Genomic DNA, 22,464 nt, shown 5'->3' on the forward strand with positions numbered 1-22,464 from the left:
CGCTTTCAGCGTCCGCTGACGCGCCCGTGCAGCAGCCGCGAGAGCGCCGCGTGCACGTCGTCGATCGACCGCTCGCTCTGGAAGGCCTGCCAGTCGAGCGCCGCCACCAGGACCATCCCGACCAGGGCGGCAGCCGTCAGCGGAATGTCGATCTCCTCGCTCAGTTCGCCGCCTTCGACGGCCTCGCGCAGCACGGTCTCGACGACGGCGACGGCCTCCTGGCGTACCACGAGAAGGGTCGACTGCCAGGCCCGGTTGGTACGCCACAGCTCGGCCACGTACAGCTGGGTGAAGGCCGGATAGGCGTCGATGAAACCGAGGCCGGACCTGATCATGGCGTCCAGCGCCTCGACCTTGGTACCGCCCCGCTCGGCCGTCGTGTCGGCAGCGGCCTGGAGCGAGGCGGTGAGCAGACCGACCCCGTGCCGCAGCAGCTCCTCGAAGAGCACGGTCTTGCTCGCGAAGTTGTAGTAGACCGTGCCCTTCGCGACCCCCGCGCGCTCGGCGATCTCCTCCACCGTCGTGGAGGAGAAGCCCTTCTCCGCGATGAGGGTGACAGCCGCCTCGTACAGCTTCTGGCGGGTGGCCTGCCGTCTGGTGCTGGTGTCCATGGGGCCGATTCTCACAGGCTGAGCTCCGGATGCAGGCGCTCCATGGTCCACACCTGCTTGCTCCGCGCCGAGAGCGCGGTCAGCGCCAGCGCGCCCGCGGTGAACGCGAGCAGCACGGCGGAACCGGTCCAGACCGGGGCCAGGCCCCCGCCCGTGATGAGTCTGCGCAGCCCCTCGACCACGTAACTCATCGGCAGATACGGGTGGATGGCGTTGAAGAAGGCCGGGCTCGTCTGCACCGGATAGGTGCCGCCCGCCGACGTCAACTGGAGCATCAGCAGGGCCAGCACCAGGATCCGCCCCGCCGCGCCGAAGCGGGCGTTGAGCCACTGCACGATCGCGGCGAAGCAGCAGGTCACCAGGGCCAGGAAGCCCAGGGTCCCGGCGGCGCGGGCCATCTGCAGACCGATCGCCCAGTGCAGTACGGCCATCAGCGCGGCGGTCTGGAGCACGCCGATCGCGGCCACCGGGAGCCAGCCCGCGAAGGTGATCCGCCACGCCGAGGCGCCCGCGGCGAGCGCGCGCCGGCTGAGCGGCTGGATGAGCATGTACGCCACCATCGCGCCGACCCAGAGCGAGAGCGGGATGAAGTACGGGGCGAAGCCGGTCCCGTAATTGGGCGCCGGGTGCAGCGACTTGGAGGCCAGCTGCACCGGATCCGCCATCACTCCGGTGCGCCGGTCCCGGTCCTGCTTGTCGTAGTCGGGGATCTTGGACACCCCGTCGTGCAGACCGGTGGCGAGGGTGCCCGCGCCGTCGGAGAGTTTGACGATCCCGGTGTGCAGGGTGTGCGCCCCGGTGTTCAGCTTGCCGACGCCGGTGTGCAGCGAGGCGGCACCGGTCCTGGCCGTCGAGAGCCCGGTGTGCAGCTGTGCGGCGCCGCTCGCGACCCGGTGGGCCCCGCTGTCCAGCTCGTTGACCTTGGCCACGGCCGTGTCCAGGTCACCGGCGAGGTCCGGGGCGTGCTCCGCCAGGCTGTCCGCCTGTTTCTGGAGCGTGGCGAGCTGTCCGTCGAGCTTCTTCAGATCGCCGTTCTGCTGCTTGACGAGGTCGTTGACGTCGCCCGCGATCCGCGCCGTATCGGCTGCCGCCTCCTTGGCCTTCTTCAGCTGGGGGCAGGCCGGATCGGGGACGGGCAGGTCCTGGCAGCGCGCCCGGTAGACGCTGTCGAGGTCGGTGGAGGCGGTGGCGGCGCCCTCCGCCGCGACCGGCGCCGCCTTCACCAGCGTGGCGAGGTGGTCCCGGACGACCTGGGTGGAGTCGGAGACCAGCCGGGCCGCGTCACCGATGGACTTGCCGTTGTCCTTGAGGAAGGGGCGGACGGCGCCCGCCGCGCCGTTCACCTTCTTCGCGAGGGTCCGGGTGCCCGCGGCGACCTGCTTGGACCCGGACTGGAGACTCGCGGAGCCCTTGTCGAGCTTCTTGATGCCACCGGCCAGCTTGCCGCTCCCCGCCTTGGCGTCCTTCAGCCCGTCGGCCAGGTCCTTGGACCCCTTCCGCGCCTTGCCCAGGCCCGACGTGAGGTCGGAGGCACCGTCGGCGGCCTTCGCGGTCTGATCGTGCAGACTCGCGAAGGAGAGATAGATGCGGTCCAGGAAGGTGCGGGACGCGTGTGTCGACGCCGAGGCTCTGACTTCGGAGAACACCGTCCGCGAGAGCTGACCGACGATGTAGTTGTTGGCGTCGTCCGTCCGGACCTGGAGGGCGCCGGTCTCGGGGGAGTCGCCTGCACTGGACGCGACCCGCTTGCTGAAGTCGGCCGGCACGGTCAGCGACAGGTAGTACGTGCCGTCCTCGACGCCCTTGCGGGCCCCGGCGGCGCTGGTCTCGTGCCAGTCGAAGACCTTGCTGTCGCGCAGCCCCTCGGTGATGTCGTCGCCCGCCCGGACCTTCTGTCCGGCGGCTTCGGCGCCCCGGTCGTCGTTGACCAGGGCTACGGGTATCCGGTCGAGCCGCCCGTACGGGTCCCAGAACGACCAGAGGTACAGCGCGCCGTAGAGCAGGGGAAGCAGCAGGAGTGCGACGAGGGCGGCGCGCGGGAGCCTGCCCCTGCCGAACCGCTTCAGCTCAAGGGCGGCCAGTCTCGGCGAGCGCATCGGCTGCCCCTTCCTGCGAGTCCTCTGTTGCCTCTGTGGCGTTTGCGGCCGCGGAGTCTGTCGGGCCCTTCGGTTCCTTCGTGTCCTGCGGAGCGGTCCGCCGGGTGGAGACGGTGATCGCACCGTCCGGAGCGCGGCCGCAGACGGCGAGGGTGGTGACACCGCCGGCGGCGACGGAGCGCAGCAGGTCCCAGGCCTCGTCGCGTTCGGGGCCGGAGAGCTTCATATCCGCGTCGTCCACGGCGAGCAGCCGCGGAGCGTCCATCAGGCCGAGCGCCACGGAGAGCCGCAGCGCCTCCAGACGCTCCAGATCCCGCGCCGGGGTCCGGCCCTCCTTGGGCAGGGTGGCGAGATCCAGGCCTGCGGCCTCCAGCGCCGTGTCGATACGGCCCCGGGCCGTCGCGGCACGCTCGGAACGGGGCCGCAGCAGCGCACGGAGTGATCCGCGGTACCTGCGCTGCAGCAGGGCGCGCTCGCGCAGATGCTCCTCGACGGTCAGCGCGGGGTCGAGCTCGTTGACCCCGGGGACCGGGCCGAGCGCGCTGATCCGGCGCACTTCGGCCAGTCGCCCGGGCAGCCGGAGCCCGGCCACCTCGGCATGGCCCTCGCTCGTCCGCATCCGGCCCGTCAGGGCGAGGAGCAGACAGGTGCGCCCGGAGCCCGACGGGCCCTCGACCGCGATGAGCGCGCCCGGCTCCGCCGCGATGCTCACGCCCCGGAACGCCCAGCCGTACGGGCCCTTGAGCCCCAGATCCTCCGCCATGACAGCTGCCCCGTGCGGGCTGTCCACGACACCCTCCCCTGCCTTGCCGATACGAGCCGTGGGTGCACTGTTCGCATCACCTTGTACTGACCGGTCAGTACAAAAAAGTACGCCGTGTACGGGGGTCCTCGCAAAGGCCCAGGTCAGGGCCGATTGTCAGTGGTGGCCCGCACCATGGGCACAGACGGCCACAGTGCCGTCACACGACGACAGGAGGTTCCGTCATGGCCAGCTCGAACGCCGCACCAGCGCACTGGCACCGTGTCACCGCCCCTGCCCCTTCACTTGTCCCCGTGCCCGCGCTCGCCGCGTCCCCCGATCCGTCCCGCTCCACCGGACCCGCGTCACCGGCCCTCTTCACGCCAGCCTCCCCGGCCCCGCCCGCCGGTTCCCCGTCGGCAGGCCCCGCGGGTGACATCCACCCGGTCGCGCGCCGTACGACGGCGCCCGCTGCCGCCCTCGACCTGCTGGCCCAGGCCCGTGCCGGACTGGACGAGGCCGCCGGGCTCGAAGTGCCCAACGAGCGGTACGCGACGGCCCACCTCGCGGCGCTGCGCACCGCAGCCGCGGTCCTCGCCTCGCGGGCCAGGCCCGAGGAAGTACCGCGCCGGAAGGCGGGAGGCGCCCGCCGCAGGAACGCGATCCGTACCGCCTGGGAGCTGCTGCCGGAGCTCGCACCCGAACTGACCGAGTGGAGCGCGCTCTTCGCCTCCGGAGCAGGCCGCAGGGCCAGGGCCGAGGCCGGCATACCGGGCGCGGCGTGCAGCCGTGACGCCGACGATCTGCTCCGCGACGCGGCCATGTTCCTGCGGCTGGTCGAGCGGCTGCTGGCCCTCCAGCCGGTGTTGCCGCAGCCGAGGACGGAGCACCCCCACGCGGGGTGACCAGCGGGACCTTCGAAGGCAATAGGGTGGGAGCCAGTCTTTGCTGTCTACGGCCCGCCGTCCGCGGCGGCACCGCGCCGAGGAGTCAACCGCCGTGTCGGACCAGCTGCGCCCCCGCGCCTCCCTTCGTACCGCCGTGGTGTGGGACGTACTCAAGGACGCTCTCGACCGCCGGGCCGAAGCGACCGGCCGGACCACTCTGGACGTGCTCGACACCGGCGGCGGCACCGGGAACTTCGCGGTGCCCGTCGCCCGGCTCGGCCACCGGGTCACCGTGGTCGACCCCAGCCCCAACGCGCTCTTCGGCCTGGAGCGCAGGGCCGCCGAGGCCGGGGTCGCCGACCAGGTGCGCGGGGTGCAGGGCGATGTGCTCGGTCTGTTCGACGTGGTGGAGCGCGGCGGCTACGACGCGGTGCTCTGCCACGGCGTCCTCGAATACGTGGAGGACCCGGCCGAGGGCATCAGGAACGCGGTGGACGCGCTCCGCCCCTCCGGCGCGCTCAGCCTGCTCGCCGCCGGGCTCGGCGGCGCCGTCCTCGCCAGGGCGCTCGCCGGGCACTTCAGCGAGGCCCGGCAGGCGCTGACGGACCCGGCGGGACGCTGGGGCGACGGGGACCCGGTGCCCCGGCGCTTCACCGCGGAACAGCTCACCGAGCTGGTCACCACGGCCGGTGCGGAGGTCGGCGCGGTGCACGGTGTCCGGGTCTTCGCCGACCTCGTTCCCGGCGTCCTGGTCGACACCGAGCCGGGCGCCCTGGAGGCCCTGCTGAAGCTGGAGGCGGCCGCGGCGGAGCTGTCCGCCTTCCACTCGGTCGCCACCCAGCTGCACGTCCTGGGCGAGAAGCAGGGCTGATCAGCAGTGCAGTCACGCACGGACTGACACACAGGCCCCCCATACGGGGGCTAGTCCCCGTATGATCGGGGTAACCATCCGGCATGACGGTCCGGCCGTCGGGGAATGCACGCCCCGGCAGCTGTGCCTGCATGGCGGCCCGGATGGTGAATTGGCGTAGAGGGCGGGTTTCACGGGGGCGAATCCCTGCCTATTCTGAAAGGGCCGCATCACGGTCGTACCCCGCGACCGACGAGTAGGAGGACTCCGTGCCGCTCTCGGAGCACGAGCAGCGCATGCTCGAGCAGATGGAGCGAGCGCTGTACGCCGAAGATCCCAAGTTCGCGACAGCGCTTGAGGGAAGCGGGCTGCGTACGTACACCCGTCGTCGGGTGTACCAGGCGATCGCTGGCTTTCTGGTGGGTATCGCCCTCCTCATGGCGGGAATGGTCGCTCAGCAGATCTGGATCAGTGTGGTGGGGTTCCTCGTCATGCTCGGCTGTGCGGTGCTCGCGGTCACCGGATGGCGCAAGGCGCCAAAGCCCGGTGAACAGCAACAGGCCGGAGGCCCGGCCCCGGGCCGGCAGGCCAGGAAACACCGTTCGGTGATGAACCGCATCGAGGAGCGGTGGCAGCGCCGCCGCGACGAACAGGGCCACTGACCGGATCGCAGCCCGGACGGACCTCCTTCCGCAGCCCCGGATCACGGGGCGTTCCGGCGAGCCGGTCCGAGCGGGCCCTGCGGCCCCCCGGCCGGCCGGTTCAGCCGCGCTGCCGGGAGGGTCGCAGATCCGCCACCCAGCGGTTCAGTCCCGCACGGCGGCGGGCCCAGCGTTCCGCCGCCCGCTCCCGGCGCCGGGACGCCTCCCACACCACCCGTACGGACGAGCGCGGTGCCAGCACCGCACGGACCCGTGCCGCCCGGCCCGCACCGGCCCGCAGCCCGGCCCGGACCAGCACGACGTCATCGGTAAGACCGCTCACCTCACCGGCCCGGGGCGCGTACAGCACCTGCTCCACCGCCCGGGCGGCCCGGTGCACCGCATCGGCCGCCGGACCCGTCAGCGCGCCGGTCCGTACGATCCGGTCGGCCGACTTGCGCGGGGTCAGCGAATCGTCGGGCCGCACCCCGTAGTCCCACGCCGAGTCGGTGATCTCCCGCCAGGCCGACAGCGTCCGCTCCCCGGCGTCCGCGGGCGTCCGCCCGCCGGACCCCAGCCGCCGGGCCCGTGCCCGGGTCCGCCAGAGCAGCGGCAGCAGGAGCAACAGGAGCACGAGCAGCGCGGCCAGCCCCACGCCCACCACCGTGCCGGGATCCGTGCCCCCGTCGGCCGGCGGTACGCCGCCGCCCTGCGCGACCGCCCCGCAGCCGCTGAGCTTGTGCACCTGCGGCGGGCAGGCGGACGTCGCGGACGGGGCCGTCTCGGGCGCGGCCGATGACGTGGAATCCGGCTGCGCCGGAGAGGCCGGGCCGTCGGACGAGCTGTCCGGCTGGGTGTAGGACGGTACGGACCCCCGGGTGGGCGTCGGCTCGAAGCGCGTCCAGCCCACCCCCTCGAAGTACAGCTCGGGCCAGGCGTGTGCGTCGCGCAGCCCGACCGACATCGTGCCGTCCGGCTGTGCGGTGCCCGGAGTGAAGCCCACCGCGACCCTGGCCGGGATGTGCAGCGTCCTGGCCATCGCCGCCATCGTGAAGGCGAAGTGGACGCAGAAGCCCTGCTTCTGCTTCAGGAAACGCGCGATGGCGGCGGTGCCGGTGCCCGACTGCACCTGGGTGTCGTAGGTGAATCCGCCCTCCGACGCGAACCAGTCCTGCAGCTTCACCGCACGCTGGTAGTCGTTCGTGGCGCCCTTCGTCACCTGGTCCGCGGTGGACTTCACCACGCCGGGCAGTGAGCCGGGCACCTCCGTGTACTCCCGCAGCAGCGCGGCGGACGGCTGCGGGGCCGAAGCCAGCTGCGCCGCCGTCGGCTGGACGACCAGGCTGTCCACGCCGTACTCCGCACCGCGGGTGGTCTGCCCGCGGTCGCCGACGAGCGTCCGCCCGGCCGGCTCGAAGCGCCAGCGGCCCCTGATGTCCACCTTCGTGGCCGGGTAGGGGAGCGGCAGCCAGTTCTGGGCGTACCAGCCGGCCGCCGAGATGTTGGTCCTGACCTGGGTGGTGCCCACATCGGAGCCGAGCCCCTGCGGCCTCGGCAACTCCTTCGGCACATCCGTGATCCGGCGCTCCGACGACTTCCAGGCGGTGCCGTCGAACCGGTCGAGCGAGACGATCCGCAGATACATCCCGTCGGTGTCGACCGCGTTGGTGCGGTAGCGGAGCACCTCGCGGTCGTCGGACTGGGTGAGGCTGTTCTGCAGCGAGACCAGCGGGTTGACCGCGGAGATCGTCCCCCCGCCGCCCCCGGGCCCGGCGCCCCGCCCCGCGCCGCCGAGCAGCCCGGTGTCCATGGCGGGCAGCGCGGCCGGCACCACCAGGGCGAACCCCAGTGCGACCACCCCGATGCGCCGCCCCGTGCGGACCGGCGCCGACGGGCCGCCGCCACCGCTCGCGGGACCACCGGCCCCGCTCCCGCGCGGCGAACCGAAGACCCGTCCCCACTGGGAGAGCCGGTCCTTGCTCTCGGCCAGCAGGAGCAGCAGATAGCCGGAAGCGGCGAGCACGAACCACAGCCAGGCCGCGCCGCTCTGCGAGATGCCGGCCGCCACCGAGTACAGGGCGAGCAGCGGCAGCCCGGCCGGCGCGGCGCTGCGGAACGTCACCGCCAGCGCGTCCACCAGCAGCCCGACCAGCAGCACCCCGCCGAACAGCATCAGCCGGATGCTCGCGGTCGTCGGTGCCGGTATCGAGTACTGCCCTATGTCGTCGGCGCCCGCCCGCAGCATCGCCCCGAAATGCTCCACGGCCTCCGGGCCCGGCACGATGCCGCCGAGCGCCTGGCCGCGCGCGAAGACCACGGTGAGGATCAGCAGCGCGGTCACCGCCTGCGCGGCCACGGTCAGCGGACGCGCCAGCGGAACCCGCCGGGCCAGCGCGCCCACCCCGCTCTGAACGGCCAGCAGCAGTGCGGCCTGAATGATCCACGTGACCGGCTGGACCAGCGGCAGCAGTGCGCACGCGGCCAGCATCGTGGCCGCATAGGCGCACAGCGCCACCCTCGTCCGGCCGCTCATGACCATCCCCCCGCGCCTGTCCCGCTGCCCGCCTCCGCGCCGGCACCCGTGGCCGCCGTACCGCCGTGCCAGGACGCCGCACCCGTACCGCTGCGCTGCTGCCCCGCCTGCCGCCACAGCTCGGCGAGCGCCGCCCCGGGCCCGGCCTCCAGCGCGGTCCAGCCCGCGTCGCGCAGCAGCCGCAGCGTCTTGGTGTCGCGCTCCGCCGCCGCCTCGCCGTGCGCCCGGGCATCGCTGTTCAGTACGAAGGCGACGGCTGCCCCGCTGCGCTGCCGCATCCGGGCCGCGACCGCGGCCTGCTCCTCGTCGAGACTGCCGAAGAAGGCGATCAGAAGTCCTTCGTTCCCGCCGCGCAGCACATCGTACGAGCGGGAGAGGCCGGTCCCGTCGGAGTGGCCTACGACGGCGAGGCTGTCCATCATCAGCCCGGCGGAGTCGGCGGAATCCTGGGTGGACCCGGCGAACCCGCCCGAGCCCTCGCCCGGCACCGAGCTGCCGGTGTCCGTCAGCAGCCGTACCGAGAAGCCCCGTTCGAGTACGTGCACCAGCGCCGAGGCCGCCCCCGACACGGCCCATTCGAAGGCCGAGTCCGGCCCCGCGCCCTGGTAGGCGCCCCGGCGGGTGTCCAGCAACACCGTGCAGCGGGCCCGCTGCGGCTGCTCCTCGCGGCGCACCATCAGCTCGCCGTAGCGGGCGGTGGAGCGCCAGTGCACCCGGCGCAGATCGTCGCCGTGCCGGTAGCCGCGCGGGATCACGTCGTCCTCGCCGGCCAGCGCGAGCGAGCGGTGTCTGCCGTCCCCGTATCCGGCCGCCTCACCGGTCAGCCGGACCGGCGGCAGCGGCTCGGTCCTGGGAATCACGGTCAGGGTGTCGTGCGCGCTGAACGACCTGGTCAGCTCGCACATCCCGAACGGGTCGGTGAGCCGCAGCTGGAGCGGGCCCAGCGGATACCGCCCGCGCAGATCGGAACGGACCCGGTACGACACCTCGCGCCGGCCGCCCGCCTCCACCCGGTCCAGGACGAACCGGGGCCGCGGCCCCAGCACGTACGGCACCCGGTCCTGGAGCATCAGCAGTCCGGTGGGGAGCCGCGAGACGTTGTCCATCCGCAGATGGACGCGGGCCTCCGACCCGGCAGGCACCCGGGCCGGGGCGAGCCGCCTGCTGGCCGCGACCCGGTACCGGGTACGGAACAGCACGGCCACACACACCAGCGGGAGCACCGCCAGCAGGAGCCCCACCCGCAGCAGATCGCTCTGGCCCAGGACATACGCGCAGACCGCCGCGGCGACCCCGGCCGCGATGAACGAGCGGCCCCGTGTGGTGAGCCCCGACAGCGCGGTCCGCAGTCCGCCCCCGTCCTCGTCGGCGGCGGCCGGAGCACCCCCGACGGCCATCACAGCCGCCGGGCGCCGGGCTGCTGGTCGTTGTACGCGGGAACGGGAGTCTGCTGGAGGATCTCCTGGACGACCTGCTCCGCCGTACGGCGGTTCAACTGGGCCTGGGCCGTGGGCAGCAGCCGGTGCGCGAGGACCGCGACGGCCAGTGCCTGGACGTCGTCGGGCAGCGCGTACTCCCGTCCGCTCAGCGCGGCCGCCGCCTTGGCCGCCCGCAGCAGGTGCAGGGTGGCACGCGGCGAAGCGCCGAGTCGGAGGTCCTGGTGACTGCGGGTGGCCGTCACCAGCTGCACCGCGTACCGGCGCACCGCGTCGGCGACGTGCACTCCGCGCACCGCGTCGATGAGTTTCAGGATCTCGTGGGCGTGCGCCACCGGCTGGAGGTCGTCCAGCGGTGAGACACCGCCGTGCACGTCGAGCATCCGGAGCTCGGCTTCGGGGCTCGGATAACCGATGGAGACCCGCGCCATGAACCGGTCGCGCTGCGCCTCGGGGAGCGGGTAGGTGCCCTCCATCTCCACCGGGTTCTGCGTGGCCACCACCATGAACGGACCGGGCAGTTCGTACGTCTGCCCGTCGATGGTGACCTGGCGCTCCTCCATCGATTCGAGCAGCGCCGACTGGGTCTTCGGCGAGGCGCGGTTGATCTCGTCGCCGATCACGATCTGCGCGAAGATCGCCCCGGGCTTGAACTCGAAGTCCCGCCGCTGCTGGTCGAAGATCGAGACCCCGGTGATGTCCGAAGGCAGCAGGTCGGGGGTGAACTGGATGCGCCGCACCGAGCAGTCGATGCTGCGGGCCAGCGCCTTGGCCAGCATGGTCTTGCCGACGCCTGGCACATCCTCGATGAGGAGATGCCCCTCGGCGAGCAGCACGGTCAGCGAAAGCCGTACGACCTCGGGCTTGCCCTCGATCACACCCTCCACCGACCTGCGGATGCGCTCCGCCGTGGTCGTCAGATCCGTGAGGCTCGCTCGATCGTCATAGGTCGTCACCCGGCCCTCCTCGGCCCTACTCCCGCGCTCCTGAGAAGCAGGGGATACCCCATCCACGTGCCGGGGCACTGCGTACGGCCCGGCCCGGCCCCGAACAGCCGACGCCCCGCCCGGAGGGATCCGGACGAGGTGCCGCCCCCGCATTGTTGTTGCCGTTACCGCTTCGTGTCACTCGCCTGTGGACAAGTGGGCGGGACATGTCGCAGGTTGCCGTGATTTCGTCCTGCTCCGGGGGCGCGAACGCCGGCCCGTGAGCTCACTCCTGAGGGTTGCGGCCGGCCGGCTCGATCTCCCGCAGGAGCCCCGACCGCACGTCGAAGACGAAGCCCCGGACATCGTCGGTGTGCAGCAGGAACGGCGAGGTCCGCACCCGCTGCATCGACTGGCGTACGTCCTGGTCGACGTCGCGGAACGACTCCACCGCCCACGGCGGACGCTGACCCACCTCTTCCTCCAGCTCGATCCGGAAGTCCTCGGTGAGGCTCTCCAGACCGCAGCTGGTGTGGTGGATCAGTATCACGCTCCGGGTGCCCAGGGCGCGCTGGCTGATGGTCAGTGACCGGATGACATCGTCGGTGACCACACCGCCCGCGTTGCGGATCGTGTGGCAGTCGCCGAGTTCGAGCCCGAGGGCGGCGTGCAGATCGATCCGGGCGTCCATGCACGCGACCACGGCCACCTGCAGTACGGGCCGGGCGTCCATGCCGGGGTCCTCGAATGCCCCGGCGTACTGCCGGTTGGCCTCGACGAGCCGGTCGGTCACCGTTCCGCCGTCACGTACGGCCAGGTGGGGGCGGGGCGGGGTGGGCTCTGCGGGAGAGTGCGCAGCAGTCGACATGTGTATGACGGTAGCCGCCGCTGATCGAACAGTCCTGCCCAGGGGCCGGAAAACGAGCGTCAACACGGACGGTTGTGACCTAATCCACAGCGGTGATGGCCAGTGACCCGTTCGGGTGAAAACCGGAGCCCGCGGCGCGCTGGGCGGTTGATTGACCGGGGGGACGAGTGGACTAAAGTGGCGCGAAGTGGGAGGCGTGAGCGTCGTCACGTGCGTGCACGGACGTACTCCTCACGGTCACTCACCCCAGACACACCTGCTTGACGGACACATCCCGCACACCCGCGCATGCGCGGCGTACGTACGGCCCGGCCCTCTCCCGCTCGCCGGCCGGCCGACGCCTTTCCCGGCGCCGGCGGACCGTCCCCTTCCGAGCGGGCGGGGACCCGGCAGTACGTCCGCCCGCGCCGTACCTGAGAGGGCGCATGACCCAGTCCCGACATGTCCCGGTGATGCTCCAGCGATGCCTGGACCTGTTGGCCCCGGCCCTCGCCCAGCCCGGTGCGGTCGTCGTCGACTGCACCCTCGGCCTCGGCGGCCACAGCGAGGCGCTGCTGTCGACCTTCCCGGCGGCCCGGCTGATCGCACTCGACCGGGACAAGGAAGCCCTGCGGCTCTCCGCCGAGCGGCTCGCGCCGTTCGGCGACCGCGCCACCCTGGTGCACGCCGTCTACGACGAACTGCCCGAGGTCCTGGACCGGCTGGAGGTCCCGCGCGTACAGGGAGTCCTCTTCGACCTCGGCGTCTCGTCGATGCAGCTGGACGAGGCGGACCGCGGTTTCGCCTACGCCCAGGACGCCCCGCTCGACATGAGGATGGACCAGACGACCGGTATGGGCGCGGCCGAGGTGCTCAACACCTATCCGCCCGGCGAACTCGTCCGGATCCTGCGCGCGTACGGCGAGGAGAAGCAGGCCAAGCGGATCGTCTCCGCCGTCGTGCGGGAGCGGGAGAAGGAACCCTTCACCAACAGCGCCCGGCTGGTCGAGCTGATCCGTGACTCACTGCCGCAGGCCGCCAAGCGCACCGGCGGCAATCCCGCCAAACGCACCTTCCAGGCCCTGCGCATCGAGGTCAACGGCGAACTCACCGTGCTGGAGCGGGCCGTTCCGGCCGCCGTGCAGGCCCTCGCCGTGGGCGGGCGGATCGCCGTCCTCTCGTACCACTCGCTGGAGGACCGGCTGGTCAAACAGGTCTTCGCGGCAGGCGCGGCCAACACGGCGCCGGCCGGCCTGCCGGTGGTGCCCGAGCGCTACCAGCCACGGCTCAAGCTCCTCACCCGCGGTGCGGAACTCCCTGCGGAGGAGGAGGTCGCGGACAACCGGCGCGCGGCGCCCGCCCGGCTGCGGGGTGCGCAGCGCATCCGCGAGGAGGCTCTGTGAGCAAGCAGCCGAGACAGCTGAAGGGCCGCGCCGCGCGCCTGGCCGCGCTGATGCCCGCCGGGCCCGGCCGGGCGGCCCGGATGCCCTTCGTACTGCTGGTCGTCGTGCTGCTCGGCGGCGGCCTGATCACGCTCCTGCTGCTCAACTCGGCGCTGAACGAAGGTTCCTTCAAGCTCAGCAAGGACCAGAAGCGGATCACCGAGCTGACCGACGAGGAGCAGGCACTGCAGCGGGACGTCGACGACCGCTCCGCGCCCGGTGCGCTGGCGAAGCGGGCCCGCGAACTCGGCATGGTGCCGGGCGGCGGCCCCGCCTTCCTCGACCCGGACGGCAGAGTTCTGGGCCGGGCCGCCGAGTCCACGGCGCAGCCCGCACCGCCGCCGCCCCCGGCCGGGCCCAAGCCGTCCGCCACCCCTTCGGCACCGGCCGCGACCCCGTCGGGCAGCGCCCCGGCCGTCCCGGGCGGCGCCCCCTCCGTGCCATCCGCGCCGGCGGGCACGCCAGCAGCGCCGACCCCGACCCCCGGCAGGTGACGCAGTGCCGTCCAAGGAACCCCCGCGCCGCCGTGTACCGGGCCCCGCCCGCCCGGCCCGGCCCGCCGCGCGAACCGCGCGTCCGGCACAGCGCCGTCCGCGGCCCGCACGGCAGCCCCGGAAGCTGCGGCTCGGCAGCCCGCGCCCCCGGCTGCGGCTCGTCACCCTCGGCCTGACGCTCGTGATGGCGGTCTTCGTCGTACGGCTGCTTCAGGTCCAGGCCGTCGACGCCAGCGCCTACACGGCCAAGGCGGACAAGAACCGCTATCTGAGCCACACGCTGACCGCCGAGCGCGGGGAGATCACCGACCGCAGCGGCGTGGCCCTGGCCGCCAGTGTCGACGCGTACGACATCACGGCCGACCCCACGATGTTCAGCCGGGCCCAGAGCCACGCGACCGACGCCCCCGAGCAGGCGGGCGCGCTGCTCGCACCGATCCTCGGGCAGGACGCCGAGGCGATCGCGAGGAAGCTCAGGACGCCCGACACCCGTTACGTGCTGCTGGCGAGCCGGCAGACCCCGCAGGTCTGGAACCAGATCAAGGACCTGAAGAACGTCTTCGCGCAGAAGGCCTCCGCGGACAAGGCCAAGGGCGGCAAGGGCGCCGACGTGATCGCCGGGGTCTTCCAGGAGCCGAGCACCAAACGCGTGTACCCGAACGGCGATCTCGCCGCCGGGGTGCTCGGCTGGGTCAACTCGGCCGGCCAGGGCGCCGGCGGGCTCGAATCCTCGCTGAACAAGGAGCTGGCGGGCAAGGACGGCAAGATCACCTACGCCCAGTCGGGCGGCCGTACGGTGCCGACGGCCGGGGCCAGCGAGAAGCCGGCCGTCCCGGGCTCGGACGTAGAACTGACCCTGGACCGCGACATCCAGTGGGCCGCGCAGAGCGCCATCGCCGCCCAGGTCAAGGAGTCCAAGGCGGACCGCGGCTATGTCGTCGTGCAGGACACCAGGAGTGGTCAGGTCCTCGCCATGGCCAACGCGCCCGGCTTCGACCCCAACGACCTGACCCACGCCGACCCCTCGGCGCTCGGCAACGCCGCGGTCCAGGACGCCTACGAGCCGGGCTCCGTCAGCAAGATCATGTCCATGGCCGCCATCATCCAGCAGGGGGTGGCCACGCCGACCACCCATGTGACCGTCCCCAACCGGCTGCACCGCGGGGACCGGCTCTTCAAGGACGACGTCGACCACGACACCTGGTCGCTGACGCTCAACGGCGTACTGGCCAAGTCCAGCAACATCGGCACCATCGAGGCCGCGGGCCAGCTCGGCAGGACCCAGCCCGAGGCCAACAGGATCCTGTACTCCTATCTGCACAAGTTCGGCATCGGCAGCCCCACCGGTGTCGGTTTCCCCGGCGAGACCTCGGGGATCCTGGCCAAGCCGCAGGACTGGTCGACGTCCCAGCAGTACACGATCCCGTTCGGTCAGGGGCTCTCGCTCAACGCGCTGCAGGCGGCCTCCGTGTACTCCACGATCGCCAACGGCGGCGTACGGGTGGAGCCGTCGCTGATCAGCGGCACCAAGGGCCCCGACGGCCGCTTCACCCCGTCGCCCGCGCCGAAGAGGACCCGGGTCGTGAGCGAGCGGACGGCCAGGACGGTCTCCCGGATGCTGGAGTCGGTCGTCAGCGACGTGGAGGGCACCGGCGTCTCCGCCCGTATCCCCGGCTACCGGGTCGCGGGCAAGACCGGAACGGCCAACCGGGTGGATCCGAAGACGGGCCGCTACAGCGGATACACCGCCTCCTTCGCGGGCTTCGCCCCCGCCGACAAACCCCGGGTCACCGTCTACTGCGCCATCCAGAACCCGACCAGCGGAAGCCACTTCGGCGGCTCCACCTGCGGCAACGTCTACAAGAAAGTCATGGAGTTCGCCCTCAAGTCCCTCCAGGCCCCACCGACAGGCCAGAAGGCCGACCCGCTGCCGGTCACCTTCGGCCCCCACCAGTGACTCAGGAAGCATCAGTGACGACCATCACCCCGGAGCCGGGGAACCGGAACACCCCCGGACCCTCACTTCGCGGGGAGCCCGGTGCGCCCGGTACGCTCACCGCCGTGCCACACGCTGATCAGTACCAAATCGCCCAGAAAGACCCTTCTGTGACCTATCCGGGAGCACCCCGTCCGGCCGAGGTCCGACCGACCCCCCTGGGGGAACTGGCAGGACGACTGGGCATCGCGTCACCTGGTGCCGCTGAGGTCACCGGCATCACCCACGACTCCCGGGCGGTGCGCCCCGGAGACCTGTACGCCGCACTCCCGGGCGCCCGGCTGCACGGTGCCGACTTCGTCGAGCAGGCGGCCGGCCTGGGGGCCGCCGCGGTGCTCACGGACCCCACGGGCACCGAACGGGCCGAGGCCACCGGGCTTCCCGTGCTGACCGTCCCCGACCCGCGGGCCGTGATGGGCGAGCTGGCCACGGAGATCTACGGCCACCCCGGCCGCGACCTCCTCCAGATCGGCATCACGGGCACGTCCGGCAAGACCACCACCGCCTATCTGGTCGAGGGCGGCATCCGGGCGGCCGGGCACCTCAGCGGCCTGATCGGCACGGTCGAGATGCGGATCGGCGACGAGCGCATCAAGTCCGAGCGCACCACGCCCGAAGCCACCGACCTCCAGGCGCTGTTCGCGGTCATGCGCGAGCGCGGGGTCGACACGGTCGCCATGGAGGTCTCCAGCCACGCGCTGGTGCTCGGCCGGGTCGACGGCTGTGTCTTCGACGTCGCGGTCTTCAACAACCTCAGCCCGGAGCACATGGAGTTCCACTCCGGGATGGAGGACTACTTCCAGGCCAAGGCGCAGCTGTTCACCCCGCTGCGCAGCAGGGTCGGCGTCGTCAACTACGACGACGAGTACGGCCGCAGGCTCGTCGACGAGGCGACCGTCCCCATCACCACCTTCTCGGCCGAGGGGCATCCGGACGCCGACTGGCGGGCCGAGGACGTCGAAGTCGCCCTGTTCACCAGCACCTTCACCGCCGTCGGCCCGAAGGGGGAGCGCATCGCGGCCACCTCGCCGCTGGCCGGCCCCTTCAACGTGGCCAACACCCTCGCCGCGATCGTCACCCTCGCCGTCGCGGGCACCGACCCGCAGACGGCGGCCGACGGCATCGCGGCCGTCCCCGGGGTGCCGGGCCGGCTGGAGCGGGTGGACGCCGGACAGCCGTATCTCGCCGTCGTCGACTACGCGCACAAGACGGACGCCGTCGAGTCGGTGCTGCGCGCTCTGCGCAAGGTCACCGAGGGCAGTCTGCACATCGTGCTCGGCTGCGGCGGCGACCGCGACCAGACCAAGCGCGGCCCGATGGGCGCGGCGGCGGCCCGCCTCGCCGACACCGCCGTACTGACCTCCGACAACCCGCGTGGCGAGGACCCCCTCGCGATCCTCGCCGCGATGATCGCCGGCGCCGCCGAGGTGCCGGTCCACGAGCGCGGCGACGTCCTGATCGACTCGGACCGGGCGGCGGCCATCGCCGCGGCCGTGGTCCGCGCCCGCCCCGGCGACACCGTGCTGGTCGCGGGCAAGGGCCATGAGCAGGGCCAGGACATCGCCGGAGTGGTACGCCCCTTCGACGACCGCCAGGTCCTCCGCGCAGCAATCGAGCGCGCAGCAATCGAGAACAACAGTCAGGGATGACCAAGTGATCACCCTCTCCCTCGCCGAGATCGCCGACATCATCGGCGGGCAGCCGCACGACATACCGGATCCGTCCGTCCTGGTCACCGGTCCTGTCGTCACCGACTCCCGCGCGGTGCGGCCCGGCAGTCTCTTCGTCGCGTTCGCCGGTGAACGCGTCGACGGCCACGACTACGCGCGGAGCTCCGCCGAAGCGGGGGCGGTGGCCGTGCTGGCCACCCGGCCCGTCGGCGTACCGGCCCTCGTGGTGCCCGACGTGACCGCCGCGCTCGGGACGCTCGCGCGTACCGTCGTGGAGCGCCTGGGCACCGAAGTCGTCGCACTCACCGGTTCCGCAGGCAAGACGTCGACCAAGGACCTGATCGCCCAGATCCTGGAGCGCAAGGGCCCGACGGTCTACCCGGAGGGCAATCTGAACAACGAGATCGGCCTGCCGCTCACCGCGCTGCGGGCCGACGAGAACACCCGTTACCTGGTCCTCGAAATGGGCGCGCGCTACATCGGCGACATCCGCTACCTCACCGGCCTGGTGCCGCCGAAGACCGGTCTCGTCCTGAACGTCGGGACCGCGCACATCGGGGAGTTCGGCGGCCGCGAGCAGATCGCGCAGGCCAAGGGCGAGATGGTCGAGTCGCTTCCGGAGCACGGCGTCGCCGTGCTCAACGCCGACGACCCCCTCGTACGGGCCATGTCCGTCCGTACCAAGGCGCGTGTCCTGCTCTTCGGAGAGGCGGATGAAGCGGACGTACGTGCCGAGAAGGTCCGCCTGACCGACACCGGGCAGGCCGCATTTACGCTGCACACACCCACCGGGTGCAGCGATGTGACCTTGCGCCTGTACGGTGAGCACCACGTGTCGAACGCGCTCGCCGCGGCCGCCGTCGCACATGAGTTGGGCATGTCCGCAGACGAGATCGCAACGGCGCTCTCCGAGGCTGGCTCGCTCTCCCGCTGGCGCATGGAGGTCACCGAGCGTCCGGACGGTGTGACGGTTGTCAACGACGCCTACAACGCCAACCCCGAATCCATGCGAGCCGCGCTGCGTGCGCTGGCGGCCATGGGCAAGGCCTCACAGGCAAAGGGGGGACGCACGTGGGCGGTGCTCGGTCAGATGGCCGAGCTCGGAGACGAGTCACTCGCCGAGCACGACGCGGTCGGACGGCTGGCCGTCCGGCTCAACGTGAGCAAGCTCGTGGCAGTCGGGGGCATGGAAGCGTCCTGGCTGCAACTGGGCGCCTATAACGAGGGTTCGTGGGGTGAGGAGTCGGTGCACGTGTCCGACGCGCAGGCGGCCGTCGACCTGTTGCGCAGTCAACTGCGTGAGGGAGACGTCGTGCTGGTGAAGGCGTCCAGGTCGGTGGGGTTGGAGCAGGTGGCGTACGCCTTGCTCGACGGTGGTACCGAGGGCGAGGTCGCCGCCCGATGAAGCAGATTCTCTTCTCGGGAGTCATCGGACTCTTCCTGACCCTGGTCGGCACACCGCTGCTGATCAAGCTGCTCGCCCGCAAGGGGTACGGGCAGTTCATCCGGGACGACGGACCGCGCGGCCACCACGGCAAGCGCGGTACCCCGACCATGGGTGGTATCGCCTTCATCCTGGCCACGGTCATCGCGTACCTCGCCACCAAGCTGATCACCGGCGACCCGATGACGTTCTCGGGTGTGCTGGTGCTCTTCCTGATGACGGGGATGGGCCTGGTCGGGTTCCTCGACGACTACATCAAGATCGTCAAGCAGCGCTCGCTGGGTCTGCGGGCCAAGGCGAAGATGGCGGGCCAGCTAATCGTCGGCATCGCCTTCGCGGTCCTGGCCCTGATGTTCAAGGACTCCCAGGGCCAGACCCCGGCCTCCACCAAGCTGTCCTTCGTCACGGACTTCGGCTGGTCGATCGGCCCGGTGCTCTTCGTCGTCTGGGCGCTGTTCATGATCCTGGCCATGTCGAACGGGGTGAACCTCACCGACGGCCTCGACGGTCTCGCCACCGGCGCCTCCGTGATGGTCTTCGGCGCGTACACCTTCATCGGCGTCTGGCAGTTCCAGGAGTCCTGCGCCAACGCGGCGACCCTGACCAACCCCAGCGCCTGCTTCGAGGTCAGGGACCCACTCGACCTGGCAGTCGTCGCATCGGCGCTGATGGGCGCCTGCTTCGGCTTCCTGTGGTGGAACACGTCGCCCGCCAAGATCTTCATGGGCGACACCGGGTCGCTGGCACTGGGCGGCGCGCTCGCCGGGCTCGCCATCTGCTCCCGCACCGAGTTCCTGATGGCCATCCTCGGCGGCCTCTTCGTCCTGATCACCATGTCCGTCGTGATCCAGGTCGGCTCGTTCAAGATGACCGGCAAGCGCGTCTTCAAGATGGCACCGCTCCAGCACCACTTCGAACTCAAGGGGTGGTCCGAAGTCCTTGTCGTGGTCCGCTTCTGGATCATCCAGGGCATGTGCGTGATCGTCGGCCTCGGGCTCTTCTACGCGGGCTGGGCGGCCGCCAAGTGATCTGGCAGGGCAAGCGCGTCACCGTTGCGGGCATGGGTGTCTCCGGACTTCCGGCGGCGCGCGCCCTGCACGGCCTCGGCGCCGAGGTCACCGTCGTCAACGAGGGCGCCGACGAGCGCGCCCGCGCCCAGGCCGCCGAACTCACCGCGCTCGGCATCACGGTGCGCCTCGGCGACGGGGCAACCCTGCCGGACGGTACCGAGCTGGTTGTCACCGCGCCCGGCTGGCGGCCCGACAAGCCGCTCTTCCAGGCGGCGTCCGAGGCGGGCGTACCGGTCTGGGGCGACGTCGAACTCGCCTGGCGGCTGCGGCGTCCGGGCGCCGCGCCCTGGCTCGCGGTCACCGGCACCAACGGCAAGACCACGACCGTACTGATGCTCGCCTCGATCCTGCGCGCCGCCGGGCTGCGCACCGAGGCCGTCGGCAACATCGGCGTCTCGCTCCTGGACGCCGTCCTCGGCGACGAGGACGGCGAGAAGTACGACGTGCTGGCCGTGGAGCTCTCCAGCTACCAGCTGCACTGGGCGCCCAGCCTGCGCGTCCACTCGGCGGCCGTGCTCAACCTGGCCCCCGACCACCTCGACTGGCACGGCTCCATGGCGGCGTACGCGGCCGACAAGGGCCGGGTCTACGAGGGCAACACCGTCGCCTGCGTCTACAACGCCGCGGACCCGGCCACCGAGGAACTGGTCCGTGCCGCGGACGTGGAGGAGGGCTGCCGGGCCATCGGCTTCACCCTCGGTACACCGGGGCCCTCCCAGCTCGGCGTGGTCGACGGGATCCTGGTCGACCGGGCCTTCGTGGCCGACCGCCAGAAGCAGGCCCAGGAGCTGGCCGAGGTCGGCGACGTCACCCCGCCGGCCCCGCACAACATCGCCAACGCCCTCGCGGCGGCCGCGCTGGCCCGCGCGTACGGCGTGGCACCGGCCGCCGTACGGGACGGGCTCCGGGCCTTCCGGCCGGATCCGCACCGCATCGAGAAGGTGGCCGACGTCGCGGGTGTCGCGTACATCGACGACTCCAAGGCCACCAACACCCATGCCACCGAAGCCTCCCTGGCCGCCTACGATCCGATCGTCTGGATCGCGGGCGGCCTCGCCAAGGGCGCGAGCTTCGACGAGCTGGTCGGCGGGGCCGCGAAGCGGCTGCGGGGCGTCGTACTGATCGGCGCCGAGCGGGCGCTCATCGCCGAAGCCCTGGCGCGACACGCCCCGGAAGTACCGGTGGTCGACCTCGACCGGACCGACACTGGGGCCATGTCGGCGGCGGTCCGGGAGGCGGCACGGCTCGCCCGGCCGGGGGACACGGTCCTGCTGGCTCCGGCCTGTGCCTCCATGGACATGTTCGCCAACTACAACAAGCGTGGCGAGGCATTCGCCGACGCGGTACGCGAGTTGGCCGCCGAGAGCGGCTAGGAGCGTGTCTCCTGGCCGGCCGTACGGCCCCGCGCCGGGACCCGGCGGACGCCGGGCACGAGTGGAGGGGACAGGCATGCCGGTCAAGGACAGAGGCGGGCGTGGCGGTACGGGGACGGCGCGCCGCCCGTCCGCGGTCCGGCGCGGCTCCGGACCGCTCGGCGCGGGCGGCAGCCAGCTGCGCCGCACCTACGAGCAGGCGCGGAGCACCCTGGACCGCCCTCTGACGGCCTACTACCTGCTGGTGGGCTCCGCCCTCCTGATCACGGTGCTCGGCCTGGTGATGGTCTACTCCGCCTCGATGATCAAGGCGCTCGAAATCTCCGAGCCCGGCTCGTACTTCTTCCGCAAACAGCTCTTCGCCGCAGTGCTCGGCGGAGGTCTCGCGCTCGTTGCGACCCGGATGCCGGTGAAGCTGCACCGGGCCTTCGCCTACCCGATGCTCGCGGGCACCGTCTTCCTGATGGTCCTCGTCCAGGTGCCGGGGATAGGGCGTTCGGTCAACGGCAACCAGAACTGGATCTCGCTGGGCGGCCCCTTCATGCTCCAGCCGAGCGAGTTCGGCAAGCTCGCCCTGATCCTCTGGGGAGCCGACCTGCTCGCCCGCAAGCAGGAGAAGAAGCTGCTCACGCAGTGGAAGCACATGCTCGTACCGCTCGTCCCCGTCGCCTTCATGCTGCTCGGACTGATCATGCTCGGCGGCGACATGGGTACGGCGATCATCCTCACCGCGATTCTCTTCGGGCTGCTGTGGCTGGCGGGGGCTCCCACCCGGATGTTCGCGATGGTGCTCGGTATCGCCGCGGTCATGACCGTGCTGCTGATCGAGACCAGCCCGAACCGGATGGGCAGGCTCGCCTGCATCGGTGCGACCGACCCGGGCCCGCAGGACCAGTGCTGGCAGGCGGTGCACGGAATCTACGCGCTCGCGTCCGGCGGCTGGTTCGGATCCGGACTGGGTGCGAGTGTGGAGAAATGGGGCCAACTCCCGGAGCCCCACACCGACTTCATCTTCGCCGTCACCGGTGAGGAACTGGGTCTTGCGGGGACTCTGTCGGTACTCGGCCTCTTCGCGGCTCTAGGCTATGCGGGTATCCGCGTGGCCGGACGCACGGAGGACCCCTTCGTGAGGTACGCAGCGGGAGGTGTGACCACCTGGATCACGGTCCAGTCCGTGATCAACATCGGTGCGGTGCTCGGTCTGCTGCCGATCGCCGGTGTCCCGCTCCCGCTGTTCTCCTACGGGGGCTCCGCCCTGCTGCCGACCATGTTCGCCGTCGGGCTGCTGATCGCCTTTGCGCGGTCGGACCCCGCAGCGAGAACGGCTCTGGCCTTGCGGAGGCCCGGGGTGAGATGGAAGTCGATGAGACGGCGCGTCAAGAAGCGTCCGTCCGGAGAGCGGTGAA

Annotated in this window: 18 protein-coding genes; 11 read left to right on the top strand and 7 right to left on the bottom strand. The window is 71.7% G+C overall.

What is annotated here, in order from left to right:
* Positions 1 to 5 precede the first annotated feature (5 nt).
* Genes OG285_RS27345 through OG285_RS27355 form a run of 3 tightly spaced genes read right to left on the bottom strand, consistent with a single transcriptional unit; the run spans position 6 to position 3,497 of the window.
* Entirely contained in the window at positions 6 to 611 is a 606-nt protein-coding gene (locus OG285_RS27345; protein WP_371792506.1) for a TetR/AcrR family transcriptional regulator, read from the bottom strand.
* Positions 612 to 622: 11 nt separating this feature from the next.
* Positions 623 to 2,707: a YhgE/Pip family protein gene (locus OG285_RS27350; protein ID WP_371792507.1), complete on the bottom strand. Its 2,085-nt coding sequence runs from the start codon at positions 2,705 to 2,707 to the stop codon at positions 623 to 625.
* On the bottom strand, positions 2,679 to 3,497 hold the full coding sequence (locus OG285_RS27355) for an ATP-binding cassette domain-containing protein (RefSeq protein WP_371792508.1): 819 nt from the start codon (positions 3,495 to 3,497) through the stop codon (positions 2,679 to 2,681). The genes OG285_RS27350 and OG285_RS27355 overlap by 29 nt, the downstream gene beginning before the upstream one ends.
* 197 nt (positions 3,498 to 3,694) lie before the next feature.
* Here OG285_RS27355 and OG285_RS27360 point away from each other — a divergent pair, with 197 nt between their 5' ends.
* The 3 genes from OG285_RS27360 (at position 3,695) to OG285_RS27370 (ending at position 5,848) form a co-directional block, all read left to right on the top strand.
* Positions 3,695 to 4,354, top strand: coding sequence for an SAV_6107 family HEPN domain-containing protein (locus OG285_RS27360; protein ID WP_371792509.1), 660 nt, complete (start codon positions 3,695 to 3,697; stop codon positions 4,352 to 4,354).
* Positions 4,355 to 4,448: 94 nt separating this feature from the next.
* Positions 4,449 to 5,207, top strand: coding sequence for a methyltransferase (locus tag OG285_RS27365; RefSeq protein ID WP_356824941.1), 759 nt, complete (start codon positions 4,449 to 4,451; stop codon positions 5,205 to 5,207).
* A gap of 248 nt (positions 5,208 to 5,455) precedes the next feature.
* Entirely contained in the window at positions 5,456 to 5,848 is a 393-nt protein-coding gene (locus tag OG285_RS27370; RefSeq protein WP_356824939.1) for a DUF3040 domain-containing protein, read from the top strand.
* A 100-nt stretch (positions 5,849 to 5,948) separates the two neighbouring features.
* On the opposite strand, the gene OG285_RS27375 is transcribed toward OG285_RS27370, so the two are convergent.
* From OG285_RS27375 to OG285_RS27390, 4 genes are all read right to left on the bottom strand, one after another.
* A complete protein-coding gene (locus OG285_RS27375) occupies positions 5,949 to 8,360 on the bottom strand; it encodes a DUF3488 and DUF4129 domain-containing transglutaminase family protein (protein ID WP_371792510.1) in 2,412 nt (803 codons plus the stop codon).
* Positions 8,357 to 9,757, bottom strand: a complete 1,401-nt coding sequence (locus OG285_RS27380) for a DUF58 domain-containing protein (RefSeq protein WP_356824935.1) — start codon at positions 9,755 to 9,757, stop codon at positions 8,357 to 8,359. The genes OG285_RS27375 and OG285_RS27380 overlap by 4 nt, the downstream gene beginning before the upstream one ends.
* Positions 9,757 to 10,752 carry an AAA family ATPase gene (locus OG285_RS27385; RefSeq protein WP_371792511.1) on the bottom strand — a complete coding sequence of 332 codons (996 nt, stop codon included), beginning with the start codon at positions 10,750 to 10,752 and terminating at the stop codon, positions 9,757 to 9,759. Before OG285_RS27385 ends, OG285_RS27380 begins: the two co-directional genes overlap by 1 nt.
* 256 nt (positions 10,753 to 11,008) lie before the next feature.
* Positions 11,009 to 11,590 (bottom strand): beta-class carbonic anhydrase, encoded by a 582-nt coding sequence (locus OG285_RS27390; RefSeq protein ID WP_371792512.1) that lies wholly within the window; start codon positions 11,588 to 11,590, stop codon positions 11,009 to 11,011.
* A gap of 425 nt (positions 11,591 to 12,015) precedes the next feature.
* Here OG285_RS27390 and rsmH point away from each other — a divergent pair, with 425 nt between their 5' ends.
* The 8 genes from rsmH (at position 12,016) to ftsW (ending at position 22,463) form a co-directional block, all read left to right on the top strand.
* A complete protein-coding gene (rsmH, locus tag OG285_RS27395; protein ID WP_356824929.1) occupies positions 12,016 to 12,972 on the top strand; it encodes a 16S rRNA (cytosine(1402)-N(4))-methyltransferase RsmH in 957 nt (318 codons plus the stop codon).
* Positions 12,969 to 13,505: a hypothetical protein gene (locus OG285_RS27400; protein ID WP_371792513.1), complete on the top strand. Its 537-nt coding sequence runs from the start codon at positions 12,969 to 12,971 to the stop codon at positions 13,503 to 13,505. Before rsmH ends, OG285_RS27400 begins: the two co-directional genes overlap by 4 nt.
* Positions 13,506 to 13,509: 4 nt before the next feature.
* The gene (locus OG285_RS27405) at positions 13,510 to 15,462 is read left to right on the top strand and encodes a peptidoglycan D,D-transpeptidase FtsI family protein (RefSeq protein ID WP_371792514.1); all 1,953 of its coding nucleotides are present in this window, start codon (positions 13,510 to 13,512) and stop codon (positions 15,460 to 15,462) included.
* A gap of 14 nt (positions 15,463 to 15,476) precedes the next feature.
* Positions 15,477 to 17,150, top strand: coding sequence for a UDP-N-acetylmuramoyl-L-alanyl-D-glutamate--2,6-diaminopimelate ligase (locus OG285_RS27410; RefSeq protein WP_356824925.1), 1,674 nt, complete (start codon positions 15,477 to 15,479; stop codon positions 17,148 to 17,150).
* Positions 17,151 to 17,154: 4 nt separating this feature from the next.
* Complete coding sequence (gene murF / locus OG285_RS27415) at positions 17,155 to 18,576, top strand: UDP-N-acetylmuramoyl-tripeptide--D-alanyl-D-alanine ligase (RefSeq protein WP_356824923.1); 1,422 nt, start codon at positions 17,155 to 17,157, stop codon at positions 18,574 to 18,576.
* Positions 18,573 to 19,643, top strand: coding sequence for a phospho-N-acetylmuramoyl-pentapeptide-transferase (mraY, locus tag OG285_RS27420; RefSeq protein ID WP_356824921.1), 1,071 nt, complete (start codon positions 18,573 to 18,575; stop codon positions 19,641 to 19,643). Before murF ends, mraY begins: the two co-directional genes overlap by 4 nt.
* A gap of 32 nt (positions 19,644 to 19,675) precedes the next feature.
* Complete coding sequence (gene murD / locus OG285_RS27425; protein WP_371792515.1) at positions 19,676 to 21,058, top strand: UDP-N-acetylmuramoyl-L-alanine--D-glutamate ligase; 1,383 nt, start codon at positions 19,676 to 19,678, stop codon at positions 21,056 to 21,058.
* 76 nt (positions 21,059 to 21,134) lie between these two features.
* Positions 21,135 to 22,463, top strand: a complete 1,329-nt coding sequence (gene ftsW, locus OG285_RS27430; protein ID WP_356824917.1) for a putative lipid II flippase FtsW — start codon at positions 21,135 to 21,137, stop codon at positions 22,461 to 22,463.
* Position 22,464 lies beyond the last annotated feature (1 nt).

The organism is Streptomyces sp. NBC_01471, assembly GCF_041438865.1.
In the GTDB taxonomy this organism is placed as follows: domain Bacteria; phylum Actinomycetota; class Actinomycetes; order Streptomycetales; family Streptomycetaceae; genus Streptomyces.